The organism is Occultella gossypii, assembly GCF_019947135.1.
GTDB classification, from domain to species: Bacteria; Actinomycetota; Actinomycetes; order Actinomycetales; family Beutenbergiaceae; genus Occultella; species Occultella gossypii.
In genome coordinates, this window is sequence record NZ_JAGSHT010000010.1 from 140,317 (window position 1) to 159,662 (window position 19,346).

Genomic DNA, 19,346 nt, shown 5'->3' on the forward strand with positions numbered 1-19,346 from the left:
TGCGACCGACGGCTCAGGCGGCCATCGCGACGGTGTCCTCGGCGTGCTCGGCGCGCACGTCTCCGGTCTCGCCGTCCCGCACGGCGATCCGGCCGAGGATGATCGTGTAGGCCCAGTACCCGGCGAGGACGAGTGCTCCGATGGTGATCTTCACGCCGGTGGGCAGGGACGACGGCGTCACGAACCCCTCGACGAGACCGCTCACCGCGAGCACGAACACCAGGCCGATGGCCACCGTGAAGAGGGCCCGGCCCTCCTCCGCGAGCGCCCGGGTGCGGGTACGCCGACCCGGTGCGACCACGGTCCAGAAGATCTTCAGCCCGGCCCCGCAGGCGATGAAGATCGCCGTCAGCTCCATGAGCCCGTGCGGCAGGATCAGGGCGAAGAACAGGTCGAGCAGCCCGAACTCCGCCATCACCGCCGCGGCCGAGCCGATCGCGGCCGCGTTCGAGACGAGGATCTGGACCGGGAAGTAGCCGGTGATGCCCAGGCCGATGGACCGGGCCGCGATCCACGCGTTGTTCGTCCACACCTGGGCGGCGAAGTCCGGCGCGGGGTTGTTGGAGTAATAAGCCTCGAACAGCTGCTCGGCGTAGATCTGCCGCTGGCTCGGGGTCCCGAACGCGGCCAGCGCCTCCGGGCTGTTGTAGGTGAAGATCCCGTTGCCCACGGCCACCACGATGAACAGCAGCATCATCGCGACGGTCCACCACCGGACCCGGTAGAACGCGGCCGGCACTGAGATCAGGACGAACCGCTGCAGGTCCGCCAGGGCTGGTTCATGGGCGCCTGCGATGTGCCCGCGAGCGCGGGCCAGTGTGCCGGAGAGCCGGGAGACCAGGCTCGGGTCCGGGGCCGACGTGCGTACCTGGGACAGGTGGGTCGCGGTGCTCTGGTAGAGGTTGACCAGTTCGTCGCTCTCGGCGCCGGTCAGGCGGCGTTGCTTCACGAGTGCGTCGAGTCGCTCCCACCGGGGCGAGTTCACGGCGACGAACGCATCCACATCCACGACCGCTACCCTGCCATATATGTCCTCCGTCGCGCCCAGCCCGTACGCGTCGCCGCCGGCCGGCGGGCCGGGGCCGGCCGGCGCCGGCAGCGTTCCAGGTGCGTCGGCCGACCCGTACGCGGCGCCGCAGCAGCGCGGCAACCACCCGCCCCGGCAACCGGTGCCGCCGCGGCGCGGCCCCGCCCCCAACCCGAGCGCCCCGGTACCGCAGCCGTCCTCGTCGAACCCGGCTACGCCGTCGGGCAATCCGGCCGACCTGATCGTCACCGGCGAGGCGGTCGCGCTCGAACTGCGCCCGGCCGGGCTGATGTCCCGGATCGGCTCGGGAGTCGTCGACCTGGCCGTCTACGGCATCATCGGCGTCGCCATCATCCTGCTCTGCCTGCGGTTCATCGTGAACGACTCCCAGGCCGGCGTCCTGATCGTGTCCACGATGGCCGTGATGATGGTCATCGTGCCCACCGCGGTGGAGACGATCACCCGCGGTCTGTCCGCCGGCAAGGTTGCCATGGGCCTGCGCGTGGTGCGCGACGACGGCGGCCCGGTGCGGTTCCGGCAGGCGTTCGTCCGGGCCCTGACCGCGGTCGGCGAGATCTGGTTCTGCCTCGGCAGCATCGCGGTGCTGACCGCGATCTTCAACAACCGCAGCAAACGGCTCGGCGACTTCCTCGCCGGGACCTATGCCGTGCGGGAGCGGGGCACGGAGCTCGCCGTCGCGCCGCTGCTGATGCCGCCGGACCTGGGTGCCTGGGCCGAGCGCGCGGACATCCGTCGCCTCCCGGACAACCTGGCCCTGCACGCGCGGGTGTTCCTGTCCCGGACCGGCACCCTGGCGCCGTACACGCGGCTGCAGCTGGGCCGGGCGCTGGCCGCCGCGATCGAGCCGTATGTCTCGCCGCCGCCGCCGTGGGGCACGAACCCGGAGCGGTTCGTCGCCGCCGTGCTGGTGGAGCGCCGAGACCGCGAGTACGCCGCCGGCCTCGAGGGTCAGGCCCGCCGGCTGGACGAGAGCGAGCACATCCGGCGGTTGCCGTACGGGGTCACCGACTACGCCTGACCGCCTCGGAGGTGTAGCGCAGGGCGAGCCCGCCTGCGTCGACCTAGTACCCGCTGCGCCGACCTCGCTCCCGCAGGGCGTGCGAAGTCACCGCCGCAGGTGCGAGTCACGCTGCCGACTGCTCAGTCCCCGCCGGCTCCTCCCGGGCCGCGTGCACCCGGCCCCGCCAGAGCAGCAGGATCGCGCCGAGGACCGCGGCCACCAGGGACGCGCCCAGGACCGCGATCTTCGCATGCTCGTCCTCGGGGGCACCCACGCCGAAGGCCAGCTCGGCCACGAGCAGGGACACGGTGAACCCGATGCCGGCGAGCACACCCACGCCGATCACGTCCGCCCAGCCGAGCCCGGGCGCCAGATTCACGTGCCGGAGCCGGGAGATCAGCCACGTGGCCACGGTGATCCCGATCGGTTTGCCGATCACGAGACCGAGCGCGACACCCTGCGCCACCGGGTCCCGCAAAGCCTCGCCGAGCGACGTCGGATCGACGGCCACACCGGCGGTGAAGAGCGCGAAGACCGGCACGGCGAACCCCGCCGAGACCGGGCGCCAGCGGTACTCGAAGACCTCCGCCATCGACGCACCGTCGCGAAGGTTCGCCGGTCGACGTGCCGCAGCCCTGCCCTTCAGCGGCAGGGCCGGCACCACCATGCCGAGTGCCACGCCGGCGATCGTGGCGTGGATCCCGGAGGAGTGCATGAAGAACCAGGTCGCCACGCCCAGCGGGATGAGCAGGTACCAGGACGTGATCCCACGGCGCAGCAGCAGGGCGAAGACCAGCACGCAGGCGGCCGCGGCAACGAGCCAGGCCAGGGTGAGCCCGTCGGTGTAGGCGACGGCGATGATCACGATCGCGAGGAGGTCATCGACCACGGCGAGCGTGAGCAGGAAGGCGCGCAACGCCGTCGGCAGCCTGCGGCCGACGATCGAGAGGATGGCGACGGCGAACGCGATGTCGGTCGCGGTCGGGATCGCCCAGCCGTGGGGTGCGCCGCCGTCCGCGCTCAGGTTGATGGCCAGGTAGATCAGGGCGGGTGCGGCCATGCCGCCGACGGCGGCCGCGACCGGCACGATCGCGGTGGACGGCCGCCGTAGCTCCCCGGTGACGATCTCGCGTTTGAGCTCGACGCCGACGACGAAGAAGAAGATGGCGAGCAGGCCGTCAGCGGCCCACTGGCCGACGGTCAGGTCCAGGTGCCAGGCCTCGATGCCGAACCGGAAGTCGCGGATCGCCACGTAGCTCTCGCTCCACGGCGAGTTCGCCCAGATCAGCGCGACCGCGGCGCCGACGATCAGTAGGATCCCGCCGATCGCCTCCCCGCGGAGGGTGTCGAGGTAGTTGCGCAGCCCACCCTCGGTCAGCCCGCTGAACAACGGCTCGGCTGGTTCCTTGTGGCTCACGGGCATGCTCCTGAGGGGTCGGTGATGTGGGTCGCCGACCAGACTTCCCGGCACACCGTGACAGCCCGGATGCCCGGGCTGCCACACACCTTACCGAGGACGCGTGGTCCGCGAGACTCAGTACCGGTAGTGCTCGGACTTGTACGGCCCGGCCACGTCCACGTCGATGTACTCGGCCTGCTCCTTGGTGAGCTCGGTCAGGTCGACGCCGAGTGCCTCGAGGTGCAGGCGCGCGACCTTCTCGTCGAGGATCTTGGGCAGCCGGTGCACGCCGAGCTCGTAATCGGCGTCGGCCTCCCAGAGCTCGATCTGGGCCATGACCTGGTTCGTGAACGAGTTGCTCATCACGAACGAGGGGTGCCCGGTCGCGTTGCCGAGGTTCAGCAGGCGGCCCTCGGAGAGCACGATGATAGAGTGCTCGGCGCGCTCCTCGCTGGCCGGGAACGTCCACTCGTGCACCTGCGGCTTGATCTCGGTGCGCACGACGCCCGGGATGCGGGCCATCCCGGCGATGTCGATCTCGTTGTCGAAGTGGCCGATGTTGCCGACCACGGCCTTGTCCTTCATCCCGGCCAGGTGCTCGGCGGTGATGACGTCGACGTTGCCGGTGGTGGTGATGAAGAAGTCACCGACGCCCAGCACGTCCTCGAGGCGGGCCACCTGGTAGCCGTCCATGGCGGCCTGCAGCGCACAGATCGGGTCGATCTCGGTCACGATGACCCGCGCGCCCTGGCCGCGCAGAGACTCGGCGGCGCCCTTGCCGACGTCGCCGTAGCCGGCCACGACGGCGACCTTGCCCCCGATCAGGGTGTCGGTCGCACGGTTGATGCCGTCCGGGAGGGAGTGGCGGATGCCGTACCGGTTGTCGAACTTGGACTTCGTCACCGAGTCGTTGACGTTGATCGCGGGGAACAGCAGCTCCCCGGCGGAGGCGAGCTGGTAGAGGCGCAGCACCCCGGTGGTGGTCTCCTCGCTCACGCCCTTGATGTCGGCCGCGACCTTGGTCCAGCGCTGGGAGTCCTCGCCCAGGGAGCGGCGCACCAGGTTCAGGAAGACGACCCGCTCCTCGGAGTAGCCGTGGTCGCCCGGCTCGGGGTTCGCCGGCACCACGCCGGAGGCCGCGTACCGGGCTGCCTCATGCACGAGCATGGTGGCGTCGCCACCGTCGTCGAGGATGAGGTTCGGACCCTCGCCCGGCCAGAGCAGGATCTGCTCGGTGCAGTCCCAGTACTCCTCGAGGGACTCGCCCTTCCAGGCGAACACGGGCACCCCGGCCGGTTCCTCGACGGTCCCGTTCGGGCCGACGACGACCGCGGCGGCGGCCTCGTCCTGGGTGGAGAAGATGTTGCAGCTGGCCCAGCGGACCTCGGCGCCGAGCGCCGTCAGGGTCTCGATCAGGACGGCGGTCTGGACGGTCATGTGCAGGGAGCCGGCCACCCGTGCGCCGCGCAGCGGCTGGGACTCGGCGTACTCGGCGCGAAGCGCCATCAGGCCGGGCATCTCGTGCTCAGCGAGTCGGATCTGATGCCGCCCGGCCTCCGCGAGGCTGAGGTCGCGGACCTTGTACACACCGGGCTTGAAGGAGAAGGTCATGGCGGTCATGCTATCCGCCAGCCTCTCCGCGATGGGCCGGATTGTGGCAGCCGCTGCAGTCCACCTTTACGTCACACCCCTCCTCGCGACCGAGGTCTCGGGCCGAATTGCGCCGTCGCGGCGTAACAAAGCAGTAACGATCACATTTGCGGCGTCTGCGCAGGTCAGGTGCATACTCGCGGCGCCTGCGGGGCCAGAACGAGGCCCCGATCGGCCCCTCTCCGTTGGTGTTCTCGTCCGAGCACGTCAGGATGGACAGCGACTCCGCGCTCGTCGAGTGCTCAGCCGCGCGCCCCAGCGCTTCCCCAGATGCGCCGTGACCCACTGTTGCTGTGCGCCCGCGCAGCGTCGAGTCCAAGAGCAATGACTACCGATCAGACTACGAAACCGCAGACCACATACGAAACGGCAGGTGAGCGTGAGCGCACTACGCGTGGAGAACATCTATAAGGTATTTGGCCGCCGCGGCCCCGAGGCCGTCCGACGACTCGATCAGGGGGCCAGCCGCGAGGACGTCGCCCCGCTGGGCACAGCCGCGGTGATCGACGCGTCCTTCGATGTGCAGCCCGGTGAGATCTTCGTGGTGATGGGCCTGTCCGGTTCCGGGAAGTCCACCCTCATCCGGATGCTCAACGGCCTGCTGCGGCCCACGGCCGGGCACATCTACCTCGGCGAGGACGACCTCGCCACTGTGGGTCCCGCGGCGCTGCGGGACATCCGGCAGCAGCGGGTCTCCATGGTGTTCCAACATTTCGCGCTCCTGCCCCACCGGTCGGTGCTGGACAACGCTGCCTACCCGCTGCAGGTGCAGGGCGTCGGACGTACCGAACGCCGCGCCAAGGCCGAGGAGTCGCTCCAGATGGTGGGCCTGGAAGGCTGGGGCGACAAGCTACCGTCCGAGCTCTCGGGTGGCATGCGCCAGCGCGTCGGCCTCGCCCGCGCGCTCACCGCGGATACCGACATCCTGCTCATGGACGAGGCGTTCTCGGCGCTCGACCCGCTGATCCGGCGAGACATGCAGGAACAGCTGATCGACCTACAACAGCGCCTCGGCAAGACAGTCATCTTCATCACTCACGACCTGAACGAGGCCATGCACCTCGGTGACCGGATCGCCGTGATGCGGGCCGGGCGGATCGTGCAGATCGGCAGCGCGGAGGAGATCCTGGCGGACCCTGCCGATGACTACGTCGCTCGGTTCATCGCCGACGTCGACCGGACCCGGGTGCTCCAGGCTTCCTCCCTGATGCGTCCGCCGACCGTGATGCTGCCGGTCTCCTCCGGCCCCCGCCGGGCCCTGCATGAACTCAGCGAGGCCCAGATGCCCGCGAGTTTCGTGGTGGACCGTGAGCGCCGGTTCCTCGGCCTGGTCCATGACTCCGACGTGCTCGAGGCCCAGCGGACCGGCGCGAGCGACCTGAGCGGCATCGTGAAGCCCGGCCCGTTGCCGGTCTCCACCGACGCCAACCTCTCCGAACTGTTCGCTCCGGCCGCCGAGTCGCAACTGCCGCTGCCGGTGGTCGACGAGCGCCATCGACTCGTCGGCGTCATCCCCCGGGTGAGCATCCTCAAGGCGATGGCCCCCAACGAGTCCGCCCCGGACGCGACCGACCCCACCGTGAACCTGCCATGGGAGGCCGAGCCCACCGATGTGGGCCCCGATGACGGCGCGACGCTGGTCTCTGGAGGCCCCCGATGAACGGCCCGCTCTTCACCCTGCCCCTGGGCGAATGGGTCGCCTCGTTCGTCCGGTGGATGACTTCGACCTTCAAACCCGTCTTCGACTTCATCAAGACCATCCTGGAGGGCATCTACGACCTGATCGCGGCCGTCCTCGGCGAACCGCCGTTCGTGGCGGTGGCGCTCGTGCTGGTGATCCTGGCGTTCCTGGTCAAGGGCTGGAAGCTCGCCCTGGGCACCGCCATCGGCTTCCTCGTGATCGAGGGGGTGGGTCAGTGGGGTAACGCCATGGACACCCTCGCCCTCGTGATCCTGGCCTCGTTCATCGCGCTGCTGATCGGCATTCCGCTGGGCATCTGGGCGGCCCGCAACGACAGTGTCTCCGCGGTGGTCCGCCCGGTCCTGGACTTCATGCAGACGATGCCCGCGTTCGTCTATCTGATCCCGACCGTCGTCATCTTCCTGACCGGCGCGGTGCCCGGCCTGGTGGCCACGATCGTGTTCGCGCTCGCACCGGGGGTCCGGTTCACGGAGCTCGGAATCCGGCAGGTGGACAAGGAGGTCGTGGAGGCCGGCCACGCGTTCGGTTCCCACCCCCGCCGCATCCTGCGCGAGATCCAGCTCCCGCTCGCCCTGCCGACCATCATGGCCGGTGTCAACCAGGTGATCATGCTGTCTCTGTCCATGGTGGTCATCGCCGGCATGGTCGGCGCCGGCGGCCTCGGCCGGGATGTGGTCGCGGCCCTCTCCCGGGTGAACGTGGGCCTGGGGTTCGAGGCCGGCCTGGCCGTCGTGATCCTCGCGATGTACCTCGACCGGATCACCGCGGCACTCTCCGACCGCTCCCCCGTGGCGCGTGCCCTGCGCACGACCGTCGCCTGAGTCTTCCTGTCATCAACCATGTGGGCACCGCCCACCGACCCGTGGGGCGCTTGCCCCACCGAAAGGAATACATGCGTTCCACACTGCGACGCACCACCACCGTCCTCGCCGGGATCACGGCGCTGAGCCTGGGCCTGGCGGCCTGCGGCGGCGGCGGTACCGATGCCGGCGGCGACTCCGACGACGGCGCCGGCACGGGCGACGATCTCGACACCGTCACCATCGGCATCCCGGCCGGCTGGGACGAGGGGGTCGCCGTCTCCTACCTCTGGAAGGCGGTCCTGGAGAACAACGGCTACACCGTGGAGGTGGAGGACGCCGACATCGGCGTGGTGTTCACATCCGTGGCTGGCGGCGGTTACGACCTGATGTTCGACGCCTGGCTGCCCGTCACGCACGAGGACCTCGTGGCCGAGTACGGCGAGCAGCTGGAGGACCTCGGCAGCTGGTACGAGGGCGCCGCGCTGACCATCGCGGTCAACGAGGACTCCCCCGCCCAGTCCATCGCGGACCTGGCCAGCATGTCCGACGAGTACGGCAACCGCCTCGTCGGGATCGACGCCGGCGCCGGTCTCACCCGCATCACCCAGGAAGAGGTGATTCCCACCTACGAACTGGAGGGCATGGAGTTCGTGATCTCCTCCACCGCGGCGATGCTCGCCGAGCTGCAGGGGGCCACCGACTCCGGCGACAACATCGCGGTCACCCTGTGGCGTCCGCACTGGGCGTACGACGCCTACCCGATCCGCGACCTCGAGGACCCCGAGGCCACCCTTGGTGACTCCGAGGAGATCCACACGTTCGGGCGGCTCGGCTTCGGCGAGGACTTCCCGCAGTTCGCCGGCTGGCTGGAGAACTTCACGCTGACCGACGAGCAGCTCGCCTCGCTCGAGAACCTCATGCTGAACGAGAACGGCGGCACCGACAACGACGCATCCGCGCAGCAGTGGCTCGAGGACAACCCGGACTTCGTGGAGTCCGTGACCGGCGCCTGATCCAGCGCCCGCAACACAGTAGCTGCGGCCCCGGAGCCCCGCCCCGATCGATAGGGACGGGGTTCCGGGCTGCCTGGCCCAAATACCCCCGCCACGCCACCGAGTAGGCAAGACTGGCACTCATGCGTGGCATCATCCTCGCCGGCGGCTCCGGCACCCGGCTGCACCCCATCACGCTCGGAACCAGCAAGCAGCTCGTGCCGGTCTACGACAAACCGATGATCTACTACCCACTGTCCACGCTGATGCTGGCCGGGATCCGCGACGTACTGGTGATCACCACCCCACACGACGCCGAGCAGTTCCACCGCCTCCTCGGCGACGGCTCGCAGTTCGGGATCTCGATCTCCTACACGGTTCAGGAGGTCCCGAACGGTCTCGCCCAGGCTTTCGTTCTCGGCGCGGACTTCGTCGGCACCGAGTCGGTCGCGCTCGTCCTCGGCGACAACATCTTCTACGGGCCCGGGCTCGGTACCCGGTTGAGCCGGTTCACCGATGTCGACGGCGGCGCGATCTTCGCGTACCGCGTCTCGGATCCGACGGCGTACGGCGTCGTCGAGTTCGACGCCGACGGTCGGGCGCTCTCCCTTGAGGAGAAGCCCGCGCGGCCGCGGTCGAACTACGCGGTGCCGGGCCTGTACTTCTACGACAACGACGTCCTCGAGATCGCCGCCAATCTGACGCCGTCGGCCCGCGGGGAGTACGAGATCACCGACGTGAACCGGACGTACCTCGATCAGCATCGCCTCCAGGTGGAGGTCCTCCCGCGTGGCACCGCCTGGTTGGACACCGGCACGTTCGCGTCCCTGCTCGAGGCGTCCGACTTCGTGCGCACGATCGAGAACCGGCAGGGCCTGAAGATCGGCGCCCCGGAGGAGATCGCGTGGCGCCGCGGGTTCCTCACCGACGACGAGCTGCGGGAGCGCGCCGAGGCGCTGCGGAAGTCCGGTTACGGCGACTATCTGCTCGGTCTGCTCGAAGTCCCAAGGGACGAGCGTCACGTGGAGGGTTGATCCTCAGATCCGCGGCCCACCGCCCCAAGCCCTCGCATCTCGTCGTCTCAGGGGCGCGGCACGTCATCGAGGGCACCGATAGCATCGGCATGCCACCCTCGATCGAGTTGGAGACCAACGGTGTCGTTTCGCGAGTTGTCCGTACCGGGCGCGTGGGAGATCACGCCGAAGCTGTTGGGTGACCCGCGCGGTGTCTTCCTCGAGTGGTTCAAGGACGAGCAGTTCGTCGAGGCTGTCGGGCACTCCCTCGACCTCGAGCAGGCGAACTGCTCCGTTTCCGCTGCCGGTGTGCTGCGCGGGATCCACTTCGCGGATGTACCGCCGTCACAAGCCAAGTACGTCACCTGTGCGCGCGGCGCCGTCCTCGACGTCGTCGTCGACATCCGGGTCGGCTCGCCGACCTTCGGACAGTGGGACTCGGTCCTCCTCGACGACGTGGACCGGCGCGCCATCTACCTGAGCGAGGGTCTCGGCCACGCGTTCATGTCCCTCGAGGACGACTCCACCGTGCTCTACCTCTGCTCCGCCGGCTACGCGCCCGGACGCGAACACGGCATCGACCCGCTCGACGCGGCAATCGGGATCGAGTGGCCCACGACCACCCGTGGCGGTGCAGCGCTGACGCCGCTGCTGTCCGACAAGGACGCCGCCGCTCCGACGTTGGCGCAGGCGCAGGAGCAGGGCCTCCTGCCTGACCACGCCGCCGTCCAGGAGTTCGTTGCCTCCCTGAAGGCCTGACGTGACCACACCGCGGGTCGTGGCGGTCGTCGTCACCTACGAGCCCGACGACGAGCCGCTGTGGGCCCTGCTCGAGCGACTCGGTGAGCAGTGCACCGCCGTCGTGGTGGTGGACAACGGTTCGGCGGCCCGGCCGGTCGACGCCTGTGAGCGCGCCGGCGCCGAGCTGATCGCGCTCCCCACGAACGAGGGCATCGCGGCCGCTCAGAACCGTGGGATCGCACGCTCGGTCGACCTCGCCGCGGACTTCGTCCTGCTCTCCGACCAGGACTCGCTTCCGGCCGACGATATGGTCGCCCGACTGCTCGAGGGGTACGCGACCGCATCCGCCTCCGACGCACCGGTCGCCGGGGTCGGACCCGCCTCGGCCGACAGTCGTGCCGCATCCGGTGAGATGGTCTATGTCGCGCGGAGGTGGGGCCCACGGCGAGCGGGGCCGCAGGACACGCGCACGGACGGGCTCGTAGAGGTCGCGTTCCTGATCGCATCGGGATGCCTCATCCCGGCGGACGTCCTCGAACGGGTCGGGACCATGAACGGCGGCTGGTTCATCGACCACATCGATCTCGAATGGGGCCTGCGGGCGCGCAGGGCCGGCTACCGGCTGTTCGCGGCGCCGGCGGCGCACCTGAGCCATCAGCTCGGCGAGCGGGTGACGAAGGTTCCGGGCCGCTCCCAGCTCGTCCACGTCCAGTCGGTCCCGCGTACCTACTACATGACCAGGAACACGGTCCTGCTCGTGCGATCCGGACTGCTCCGCCCGGCGTGGCGGCTCGGGTACCTGGTCTGGCTCGCGAAGTACCTCGCGTTCAACTCCGTGTTCGTCGCGCCACGATGGGAACGGATCCGCCTGATGTCGCACGGGGTGGCCGACGGCATCCGAGGCGTCACCGGCCCGTTGCACCGCTGACGTTGCCTCGACCGGTGCGCTCGGTCACCGGGCGCGACTGGGCTCGGACGCGTTCCGTGACTGCGACCGGTGCCGGACCCGGCTCACGGTGGTCGGTCGCCGTCGGGTGCTCGGGCGGGGCCAACCGCACCTCCAGCACCTGCGGGACCGGAGCGGTGCCGTCCGCGTCGACCACCGGCGAACCGCCGTACTGGATGACCTTGAGCCGCTCCAGCGTCTCCTCGAGGAGCACCCGGTTCGTCCGTTGCAGATCCGCGATGACGAGCAGCGCAAAGCAGAGCAGGCCGCCGACCAACATCGAGGAACCGAAGATCAGCGACTGGACGTGGCCGCCGGCCTCGCCCTGGATCATGAACACGAGGAAGCGGACGAAGGGAATGATGCCCGCGACCAGCAGGACCGCCCCGAGGGTCCCGAGGATCACGTGCGGCTTGAACATCAGATAGGAGCGGGTGATGGCCGAGCCGGACCTGAGCATGTGCTGGCCGATGTTCTTGAAGAGCCGGGACTCACGCGTCTTCGGGTTCGTCGTGATCGGCAGGCTCTCGATCCGGAGGTGCTTGTTGCCCGCCTGGATGATGGTCTCCATGCAGTAGCTGAACCGGGTGACCACGTTCAGTCGGAAGAGCGCGGCCTTGGAGTAGGCCCGGAACCCGCTCGCCGCGTCCGGGAGCTCGGTACCCGCGGCCTGGTTGACCACATGCGACCCGACCCGCTGCATGAGCTTCTTGAATGGCGAGAAATGAGCGATCTTGGAGGTCTGACGGTCCGCGATGACGATATCCGCCTCACCCCGGACGATCGGCTGGACCAGGTCGGCGATCCGCTCCTGCGGGTACTGGTTGTCGCCGTCGGTGTTCACCACGATGTCCGCACCGTGGGCGAGCGCATAGTCGACCCCGTCCCGGAACGAGCGGGCCAGCCCCATGTTGCGCGTGTGCCGCACGACGTGCACGACGCCGTGTGCCTGGGCCACCGCGATGGTCCGGTCGGTCGACCCGTCGTCGATGATAAGGATCTCGACGCTGTCGATGCCCGGGATCTCCCGCGGGATCGAGGACAACACGAGCGGCAGCGTCGCTTCCTCGTTGAGGCAGGGCACTTGGACGAACAGCTTCATGACATCCCTCTTGGCCTGGACCCGGCCAGTGTACAAGCGACTCCGCCACAGGGTCGGACGCGCGGCCTGGGTCGGTCGGCATGGATGGGTCGGGCGGTAGCCTCAGGCCGTGACCATGCGAACGTACCGGCTGGTAATCGTCGTCGTCTCGGTGCTCTTCGGAACGATTCTGACGCTCTGGGCGGTGCTGACCCCGGGATTCCGGGCTCCGGACGAACCGCAGCACTTCAACAGCGTGATGCGGGTGGCGACGGGCGGCGGCTGGCCGGCCCCGGGGACCGCGTGGATGAGCGACGCCACGCACATCGCGACGCATGAAGCAGGCCTCACCGGGGCGAGCGGCAGCATGTCCATCTTCGAGTTCTCGATCCTCCCCGGGGGAACGCTGGAGGGGTGGGGACAACAGTTCGTCGATGTGACACCACTCGCTCCCGAGGACCGCTCCGTCCTCGATCACACCGCCGAACTGCTGGATGCCCCGCCGACACTCGATCAGATGACGCAGCATCCACCGCTCTTCTACGCGTTCGGTGCCGGCCTCGTTCAGATCGTCGGCGCGCTCGACTGGCGCTGGGATCAGCAGCTTCTGCTCCTGCGGATGTTCTGCGTCGCTCTGACCGTCTGGGTCGTGCCACTGGCGGCAGTCACCACCCGCCTGCTCACCGGGAACCGGACGGTGGCAGTGGCCGCCGCCGTCTCGATCGTCGCGGTCCCCCAGTTCGCCCATATCGGAGCTTCCGTCTCGAACGACTCCCTGACGAATCTGCTCGGCGCAGCACTCCTCGCGCTGTCCGCGGCCACGATGGCGGTCCGGCCGACCTGGGCCCGCATCGTCGCACTCGGCGTCCTCCTCGGGCTCGGATTGCTGACCAAGGGGTTCCTGCTCGCCGCGATCCCGATGGTGGCCCTCGCCGTCATCATCGGCGCCCGGACCGCCCTGCCCAAGATGCGGCTGTGGCAGGCGTTCGTGGCCCTCGTCATCGCGTTCGCGATCGGCGGCTGGTGGTGGCTGCGGAACCTCCTCGTCCATCACACCCTGCAGCCGAGCGGGATGCCCCTGTTCGCGCCGGGCTGGGGGGATGACACGCCGACGCTCGGCGAGTTCCTCCCGCAGGCGTTCACTCGGTTGTCCACCTCGTTCTGGGGGAATTTCGGGTGGCTCGAGGTGCCGCTGCCGGGGCCGCTCTGGATCACCCTGACCATCCTGTGCCTGGCCGCGGTAGTGCTCGGCGTCCTCGCGTGCCGGCAGCGGCTTCGGCTCGCTGTCCTCCTGATCCTCCCGGTCGGCACCGTTGTCGTCGTTCTTGGGGGTGCGTACGCCTCGTACGAAATCAACGGGCTGTTCGGACAGTTGCAGGGCCGCTACCTGTACTCCTCGATCGCCGTGCTCGCGGCGGCCGTGTGGCTCGGGATCGACGCGATCGCACGCCGACTCGGGCGGCGCCGGGCGCACTGGCTCCCGGTGGTCGCGACGCTCGTTTCGGTGACGTTGGCGGCCGTCGGGCTCATCACGTTCTTCCAGGCCTGCTACCAGCTGCCCACCGAGTCCGTGATCGTCGGACTGAACCGGTGGGCTCTCTGGTCGATCGCCGGGCGGGCGGGGGTCGTCGTCGCGACGCTGGCTCCAGCCGTCGCTTCGATCGTTCTGCTCGGGGTGCTCGGGGTGGCGCTCGGGCGCCGCCCGAGTGCCCGTCGCCGCCCGTCAGAGGTGGCCGCTTGAGCCACCCCCGCCTCGCCCACGTCCGTTCCCGGTTCAACTGGGAGCGCCTGGGCGTCCTGGCCGTCCTGGTCGCTACCGCAGGCTTCTCGGCGTCCGTGGCACTGGCCGTGCCGATGTTCGGCACGGCCGACGAATCGGCCCACTTCGACTACGCCTACCAGGTCTGGCACGGCACGTTGCCCACGTTCGAAGGGGGCCTGGTGATCCGGCCGCCGTTCGGCTCCGTGCCCCCGGTCCAGTGGGTATCGCAGCATCCACCGCTGTTCTACCTGATCCTCGCGCCCGTGGTCGGGCCGCTGGTCGACGCCGAACACATGCTGCGGGCCGGGTACGCCGCGCGCGCCGTGAATATCGCGATCACGGTCGCGTTCGTGGCCGCCGTGATCTGGGCGTCCCGGAAGCTGACTCCGGGGCGCCCACGGCTCGCCGTCACCACAGGGATCGTGGCCGCCTCCTCCGCGTGGGTCAGTGGTGTCGGCGGCGCTGTGTACAACGACATCCTTGCCGCGTTCTTCTGCGCCCTGCTGCTCGGTGTGACCGCGCGGTCGATCCGTTCGGGGCTGACGCGGCAGGACACGACTCTGCTCGCAGTACTCGGCTCCCTCGGGATGCTGAGCCGGGCCTCCGCCGCGATCGTGCTCGCGCTGTGCCTGGCCGCGCTGGTCATCGGGGCTGCGCTCGGGCCGGCGCCCGGACGTGCACGGCGCGTCGGTCGCTCACTGCTGCACGCCACGATCGCGGGCTGCGTGGTGCTCGCGTCCGCACTCTGGTTCTACCTACACCTCCTCGAGAGCACGGGAACGCTGACCGGGGGGAACATCGAGTGGTTCCGTGCCCGCCTGGGCCGAGTCGAGCGCCCGGTCCTCGAACTCGTCGCCGATCCGGATGCCTGGTGGCAGCTGACGCGGTTCTTCGGGCACGGCCGGTACGGCACGTTCCCGGTCGAACTCATGACGACAGCGTGTCTGCTTCTCCCGGTGGCCGTCGGTCTGGTGTTCCTCCGCCGGCTCCGGACGACGATTCCGGCCGACGCCGTGGTGGCCGGCCTGGCAACGGCTCTGGTCCTGGCAGCCCTCGCCCAGCAGTTCGGCTACGCCTCGGGCGGCGGCCAGCTCAGCCCGAGATACCTGCTGCCGGTCGCGACCGTGCCGTTCGTGCTCGTCGCCCACGGGCTCACGGCGGCTCTACGCGCCCGGTGGCTGCCGACGGCGGCATGGCTCGTCGTCGTGAACCTCCAGTTCTACGACTGGCTGCGAGGCGTCATCACGGCACTTCCGGAGCCCCGCGTGGCTCCGACCCTGCCCGGTGCCGCCGCGGCGGCTGCCGGTCTCGCCCTCGCCGCGATCGTCGTCGCGGTGGTCGCTGCGGACCGACTCCGTTTCCCCCGGCACGGTCCGGACCGACGGAACCTGCGACCGGCCGAGCCGGGTGGCTAAGGTGATGGCAAATGACGCCCCCATCGCCTGACGCTGGATCCGAGGCTCCCAAGGGACCAGGTCAGGTCACCCACGCTCGGCGCAGGGCCATCGTGCGAATCGTGGGGATCGTGGCGGCGGTCGCGGCACTGGCACTGTGCGCCAAGGCACTGATCGACTCGTGGTCCACGGTCTCGACGGCGATCGCAACCGCTGATCCGCGCTGGCTCGCGCTGGCGCTGCTCGCCAGCGCGGGCGCGATGTTCGGTCTGGCCGTGCTGTGGAAGCGCACGCTGGCTACGTTCGACGCCGTGCACCCGATCCGTGAGGTCTCGAGCTGGTACTTCGTCGGCGAACTCGGTAAGTACATCCCCGGTGGCATCTGGCCGGTGGTAGGTCGGGGTGAACTGGCTGCCCGTGGCGGCGTGTCGCGGGGTCTCGCCTATACCAGCACGCTGCTCTCACTGGCGCTGATGTGCGTCGGCGCCGCCCTGGCCTGCGGACTGTTGGCTCCTTTCCTGACGGCCGACGGAGGTCGGGTCGGGCCGGAGATGGCACTGTTGGCGCTCGTGCCTATCGGCGTGGTTTGCGCCCATCCGTCTATCTCAGCGCGCCTGCTATCCGTGCTCGATCGGTTCACGAAGGGTCGGGTACGGATCGCCGCACCGCCGTTCGGGACGATGCTCTCGCTGATTCTGGGTGCGGTCCCCACGTGGCTCCTCGTCGGCGGAGCCTCGGTGGCGGTGACGCACGCCTTGGGATATGAACAACTGCCGGCTCGGATCGCTTTCGCGGCGATCGCCGCATGGATCGTCGGATTTCTTGCGGTTCCGGTCCCTGCGGGAGCAGGGGTCCGCGAGATCCTGTTCGTGGCGGTCTCGGGTCTGGAACCTGGACCTGCGGTCGCCGTGGCCGCGATCGCGCGACTGCTGCTGATGGTTGTCGACGCAGGAGGCGGTATTCTGGGCCTGCTTTGGCTCCGGGCAGCGCGCGGGCTGCGGACTCCTACTCCCCCGGAAGGCGGCTCGCTTGGGTAACTTGCCCTATCTGGTCAAGAGCACTTATGCGAAGGCCATGCGCGCCTCGGGGCGGTTGTTGACGCGTGCGAGAGTCCTCAGCGCCGAGCCACCGGAGCGCAGCCACCGCCTGAAACACTGGGCGTACAGCCTCACCCGGGTCCATGACTCGTTGGCCATCGTCGAGCTCGGGGTGCCGTGGTGGACCTATGACGCGATCGACCACATCGAACGGCTTCTGACTGCGCGCGATGGTGATGTCCGGGTCTTCGAGTACGGCTCCGGTGCCAGTACGTTCTGGCTGGCCGATCGGGCCCGCGAGATCCACTCCGTCGAGCACCACGTCGGTTTCGCCGAGACCATCGGTCCCGAACTGGCAACACTCGACAACGTCACCTTCCACGTGGTGGAGCCTTCGCCGTCGCAGCATCCAGCGATCGGCTCGTCGAAGTCCGGCAACGCGGGGTTGGACTTCAAGGCCTACGTGGCAACCATTGACACGGTCGGGGGCCTCTTCGACGTGGTGGTGATCGACGGCCGTGCGCGTGCTGGTTGTCTTGAGGCTGCCATTTCGCATCTGGCGGACGACGGCATCATCGTCTTCGACAACTCCCGGCGTCGCCGGTATCGCACGGCCATCGAGCGGTCCGGCCTGCACGAGTCGCGATTCAAGGGCCTCACTCCGACGTTGCCCTATCCGGAGCAGACGTCGGTGCTGACCAACGCGGCCCGGAACTAGGACCGGGCAACGTCCCGAACGGCCTGGAGGTAGGTGCGCCCGAACCTGTCTGTGGGCTCGAGGATGGCACCCTCGGCCCACTCGTTCCACGCGTTGATGAACACGATTCGTTCGTCAGCCGGCCGGTGGGCGACGGCGTGCAAGCACTCCGCGAGCCAGCGACGGAACGTGTACGGGTTGGATCCGTACCAGATGTCCGGCCGCCACTGTCGGCGCGCCGTGTTGTCGAACGTGACCATGACACCTGGGTAGAAGTCGTCCGGCATCGTCCGCAGCTTCTTGATCGCCTCCGTCACGAGTGCTCCGTAGCTCATCAGGTTGCCCCGGAAAGCCGGATCCAGCGAGAGGCGCTCCGAGGGGCCCGCCACCCAGGAGAGGTTATGCGGTGGGAAGCCGAGCGTGCCGTCGAGCCCGTACTCCGAGGGGTGGGACGTCAGCCCGTCGAACTCCTCGGCCACGCTGACCGAGAGGAGGAACAGTTCGCCGATGCCGGCGGCACGCGCGCGCTCGCGCCAGTTCGCGGCCACCGTCGGGAAATCCGGGATCTGTCCCGGTCGATAGATGGCGAGGACCGCCTTTCCATTCACGCGCAGGTAGCGGCGATCGCTCAACAGCGGTGCGACGTCGTCGATGAACCCCTCCGCGGGCACCTCGTCATAGTCCTGGCCGATCAGGATGTCGCTCGAACGACCGTCCCAGCGCCTGGTCCAGTTCTCGTTCGCCCACATCAGGCAGAAGGGCTGTTCGACGTCACTGGCCACGAGCTTGTTCACCGGCAGCTCCAGAAGTTGCCGGCCGGCGAACCAGTAGTGGTAGTACATGAAACCGGCGATGTCGTGCTCGGTGGCCAGCTCGCGTTGCTGTTCCCGGACGGCGTCGAGCCGCAGATCATAGAAACCCAGCTCGGTGGGAAACCGGGGTTGGTGCTGGCCGCGGTACACGGGCCGCGCAGCGGTGACATTCGTCCACTCGGTGAAGCCCTTGCCCCACCAGAGGTCGTTCTCCGCGGTGGGATGGAACTGGGGCAGGTAGAACGGGACGAACCGCGCTGCCGGCTTGCGCGGCGAACTCAGGGCGAAACGTTTCCAGGCCCCATCTGCGGCCGGGTGTTCCGGCAGCCGTCCGGTGTCCTCGATCGTGAGGCCGGCCTCCCGGGTGAGGATCCCGATCGAGCGCTCCATGGCGTGCGCGGTGGTGCCGTCGATGTGGGCGGCACGCTCGTCCTCGAAGTCGACGGCCGTCAGGTTCAGCGCCCGCAGGCCCTGCAGCACGAACGCCTTCACCCAGTACATCGAACCGGCGGCGAACTGGAGGTCGTCATGGACGACGTCGAGCTCGAGCCGCCGCAGCAGTTCGCGGGTGAGTGGTTCGTCCGCGCCCCAGTGCTCCGGACCCATGACATTCCCCGCAGCCGTCACCAGGCCCAGGTTCGGGTGGTCCGCGAAGGCGCCGAGGATCGCCCTGATCCGTTCGCCGTTCCCCACGAGTTCCTCGACGAAACCGGCTCGCCACGCGTCGCCCGAGCCGTCGAGATCCGTCCGATCGGTGCGCCAGGCGCTCTTCTTGGTGTGGACCTTCAGGACGACCTCGTACGGATCCAGGATGCCCGCGTTGACGACCTGCACCAGCGGGAAGATGTCCCGGCCGCGGTTCTCGGTGTCGAACGAGACCGTGTTGCGCAGCATCGGGGCAGCGAAAGTGCCGAGGTCCAGTGATCGGCCTGAACTGTTGGTCACCACAAGATCGAACTCGACGGGCATGGCCTCCAGCTTGCCCAGGAGTTCGGGGAGGAGCTCCGGGTAGAAGACGTGGACGAGTACGGCCACCCGGGAGGGCTCGTCGAGCGGCAGTTGCGGGTCCACGCGCCAGCTGTCCGGATGACCGGAGGCCTTGCGGCCCGCGCCGCGGCGCAGCCAGGCGCCGAAGTCGACGGCGGCGCGCGACTCGTCCCGGCCAGGCAAGGTTCCGTCCTGCAGGAAGGTGACCATCGCCCCCTTCGCGATCCCGCGGTAGCGGGCCAGCCTGCGGCGCACACCGGCCACCGTGATCCGTCTCATCGG

General features: G+C 69.1%; 16 protein-coding genes. 11 read left to right on the forward strand and 5 right to left on the reverse strand.

Features of this window, described 5'->3' with window-relative positions; translation table 11 throughout:
* Positions 1 to 13: 13 nt before the first annotated feature.
* On the reverse strand, positions 14 to 1,009 hold the full coding sequence (locus KCQ71_RS09620) for a stage II sporulation protein M (RefSeq protein WP_223405232.1): 996 nt from the start codon (positions 1,007 to 1,009) through the stop codon (positions 14 to 16).
* 19 nt (positions 1,010 to 1,028) lie between these two features.
* Between KCQ71_RS09620 and KCQ71_RS09625 the strand changes: the two genes are divergently transcribed.
* Entirely contained in the window at positions 1,029 to 2,066 is a 1,038-nt protein-coding gene (locus tag KCQ71_RS09625; protein ID WP_223405234.1) for an RDD family protein, read from the forward strand.
* Positions 2,067 to 2,172: 106 nt separating this feature from the next.
* Here KCQ71_RS09625 and nhaA read toward each other — a convergent pair whose 3' ends face one another.
* Positions 2,173 to 3,471 carry a Na+/H+ antiporter NhaA gene (nhaA, locus tag KCQ71_RS09630; protein WP_372453984.1) on the reverse strand — a complete coding sequence of 433 codons (1,299 nt, stop codon included), beginning with the start codon at positions 3,469 to 3,471 and terminating at the stop codon, positions 2,173 to 2,175.
* 111 nt (positions 3,472 to 3,582) lie between these two features.
* Positions 3,583 to 5,058, reverse strand: coding sequence for an adenosylhomocysteinase (ahcY, locus tag KCQ71_RS09635; protein ID WP_223405238.1), 1,476 nt, complete (start codon positions 5,056 to 5,058; stop codon positions 3,583 to 3,585).
* A 412-nt stretch (positions 5,059 to 5,470) separates the two neighbouring features.
* Between ahcY and KCQ71_RS09640 the strand changes: the two genes are divergently transcribed.
* From KCQ71_RS09640 to KCQ71_RS09665, 6 genes are all read left to right on the forward strand, one after another.
* Complete coding sequence (locus KCQ71_RS09640) at positions 5,471 to 6,757, forward strand: quaternary amine ABC transporter ATP-binding protein (protein WP_372453985.1); 1,287 nt, start codon at positions 5,471 to 5,473, stop codon at positions 6,755 to 6,757.
* Positions 6,754 to 7,620, forward strand: coding sequence for an ABC transporter permease (locus KCQ71_RS09645; protein ID WP_223405242.1), 867 nt, complete (start codon positions 6,754 to 6,756; stop codon positions 7,618 to 7,620). Before KCQ71_RS09640 ends, KCQ71_RS09645 begins: the two co-directional genes overlap by 4 nt.
* 71 nt (positions 7,621 to 7,691) lie before the next feature.
* Positions 7,692 to 8,615: a glycine betaine ABC transporter substrate-binding protein gene (locus tag KCQ71_RS09650; RefSeq protein ID WP_223405244.1), complete on the forward strand. Its 924-nt coding sequence runs from the start codon at positions 7,692 to 7,694 to the stop codon at positions 8,613 to 8,615.
* Between the two features lie 122 nt (positions 8,616 to 8,737).
* Entirely contained in the window at positions 8,738 to 9,628 is an 891-nt protein-coding gene (gene rfbA, locus KCQ71_RS09655) for a glucose-1-phosphate thymidylyltransferase RfbA (RefSeq protein WP_223405246.1), read from the forward strand.
* Between the two features lie 120 nt (positions 9,629 to 9,748).
* On the forward strand, positions 9,749 to 10,366 hold the full coding sequence (locus tag KCQ71_RS09660) for a dTDP-4-dehydrorhamnose 3,5-epimerase family protein (protein ID WP_223405248.1): 618 nt from the start codon (positions 9,749 to 9,751) through the stop codon (positions 10,364 to 10,366).
* Between the two features lies 1 nt (position 10,367).
* Positions 10,368 to 11,276 (forward strand): glycosyltransferase family 2 protein, encoded by a 909-nt coding sequence (locus KCQ71_RS09665; RefSeq protein ID WP_223405250.1) that lies wholly within the window; start codon positions 10,368 to 10,370, stop codon positions 11,274 to 11,276.
* On the opposite strand, the gene KCQ71_RS09670 is transcribed toward KCQ71_RS09665, so the two are convergent.
* The gene (locus KCQ71_RS09670; RefSeq protein WP_223405252.1) at positions 11,254 to 12,396 is read right to left on the reverse strand and encodes a glycosyltransferase family 2 protein; all 1,143 of its coding nucleotides are present in this window, start codon (positions 12,394 to 12,396) and stop codon (positions 11,254 to 11,256) included. The two genes, KCQ71_RS09665 and KCQ71_RS09670, sit on opposite strands and share 23 nt — an antisense overlap.
* A 115-nt stretch (positions 12,397 to 12,511) precedes the next feature.
* On the opposite strand from KCQ71_RS09670, the gene KCQ71_RS09675 reads away from it, so the two are divergent.
* From KCQ71_RS09675 to KCQ71_RS09690, 4 genes are all read left to right on the forward strand, one after another.
* Positions 12,512 to 14,116, forward strand: coding sequence for a DUF2142 domain-containing protein (locus KCQ71_RS09675; protein ID WP_223405879.1), 1,605 nt, complete (start codon positions 12,512 to 12,514; stop codon positions 14,114 to 14,116).
* Entirely contained in the window at positions 14,113 to 15,552 is a 1,440-nt protein-coding gene (locus tag KCQ71_RS09680; RefSeq protein WP_223405255.1) for a glycosyltransferase family protein, read from the forward strand. Before KCQ71_RS09675 ends, KCQ71_RS09680 begins: the two co-directional genes overlap by 4 nt.
* Before the next feature lie 101 nt (positions 15,553 to 15,653).
* Complete coding sequence (locus KCQ71_RS09685) at positions 15,654 to 16,568, forward strand: lysylphosphatidylglycerol synthase domain-containing protein (RefSeq protein ID WP_223405257.1); 915 nt, start codon at positions 15,654 to 15,656, stop codon at positions 16,566 to 16,568.
* Positions 16,561 to 17,286, forward strand: coding sequence for a class I SAM-dependent methyltransferase (locus KCQ71_RS09690; protein ID WP_223405259.1), 726 nt, complete (start codon positions 16,561 to 16,563; stop codon positions 17,284 to 17,286). The genes KCQ71_RS09685 and KCQ71_RS09690 overlap by 8 nt, the downstream gene beginning before the upstream one ends.
* Here the strand turns inward: KCQ71_RS09690 and KCQ71_RS09695 are convergent.
* On the reverse strand, positions 17,283 to 19,343 hold the full coding sequence (locus tag KCQ71_RS09695) for a glycoside hydrolase family 99-like domain-containing protein (protein ID WP_223405261.1): 2,061 nt from the start codon (positions 19,341 to 19,343) through the stop codon (positions 17,283 to 17,285). The two genes, KCQ71_RS09690 and KCQ71_RS09695, sit on opposite strands and share 4 nt — an antisense overlap.
* Positions 19,344 to 19,346 lie beyond the last annotated feature (3 nt).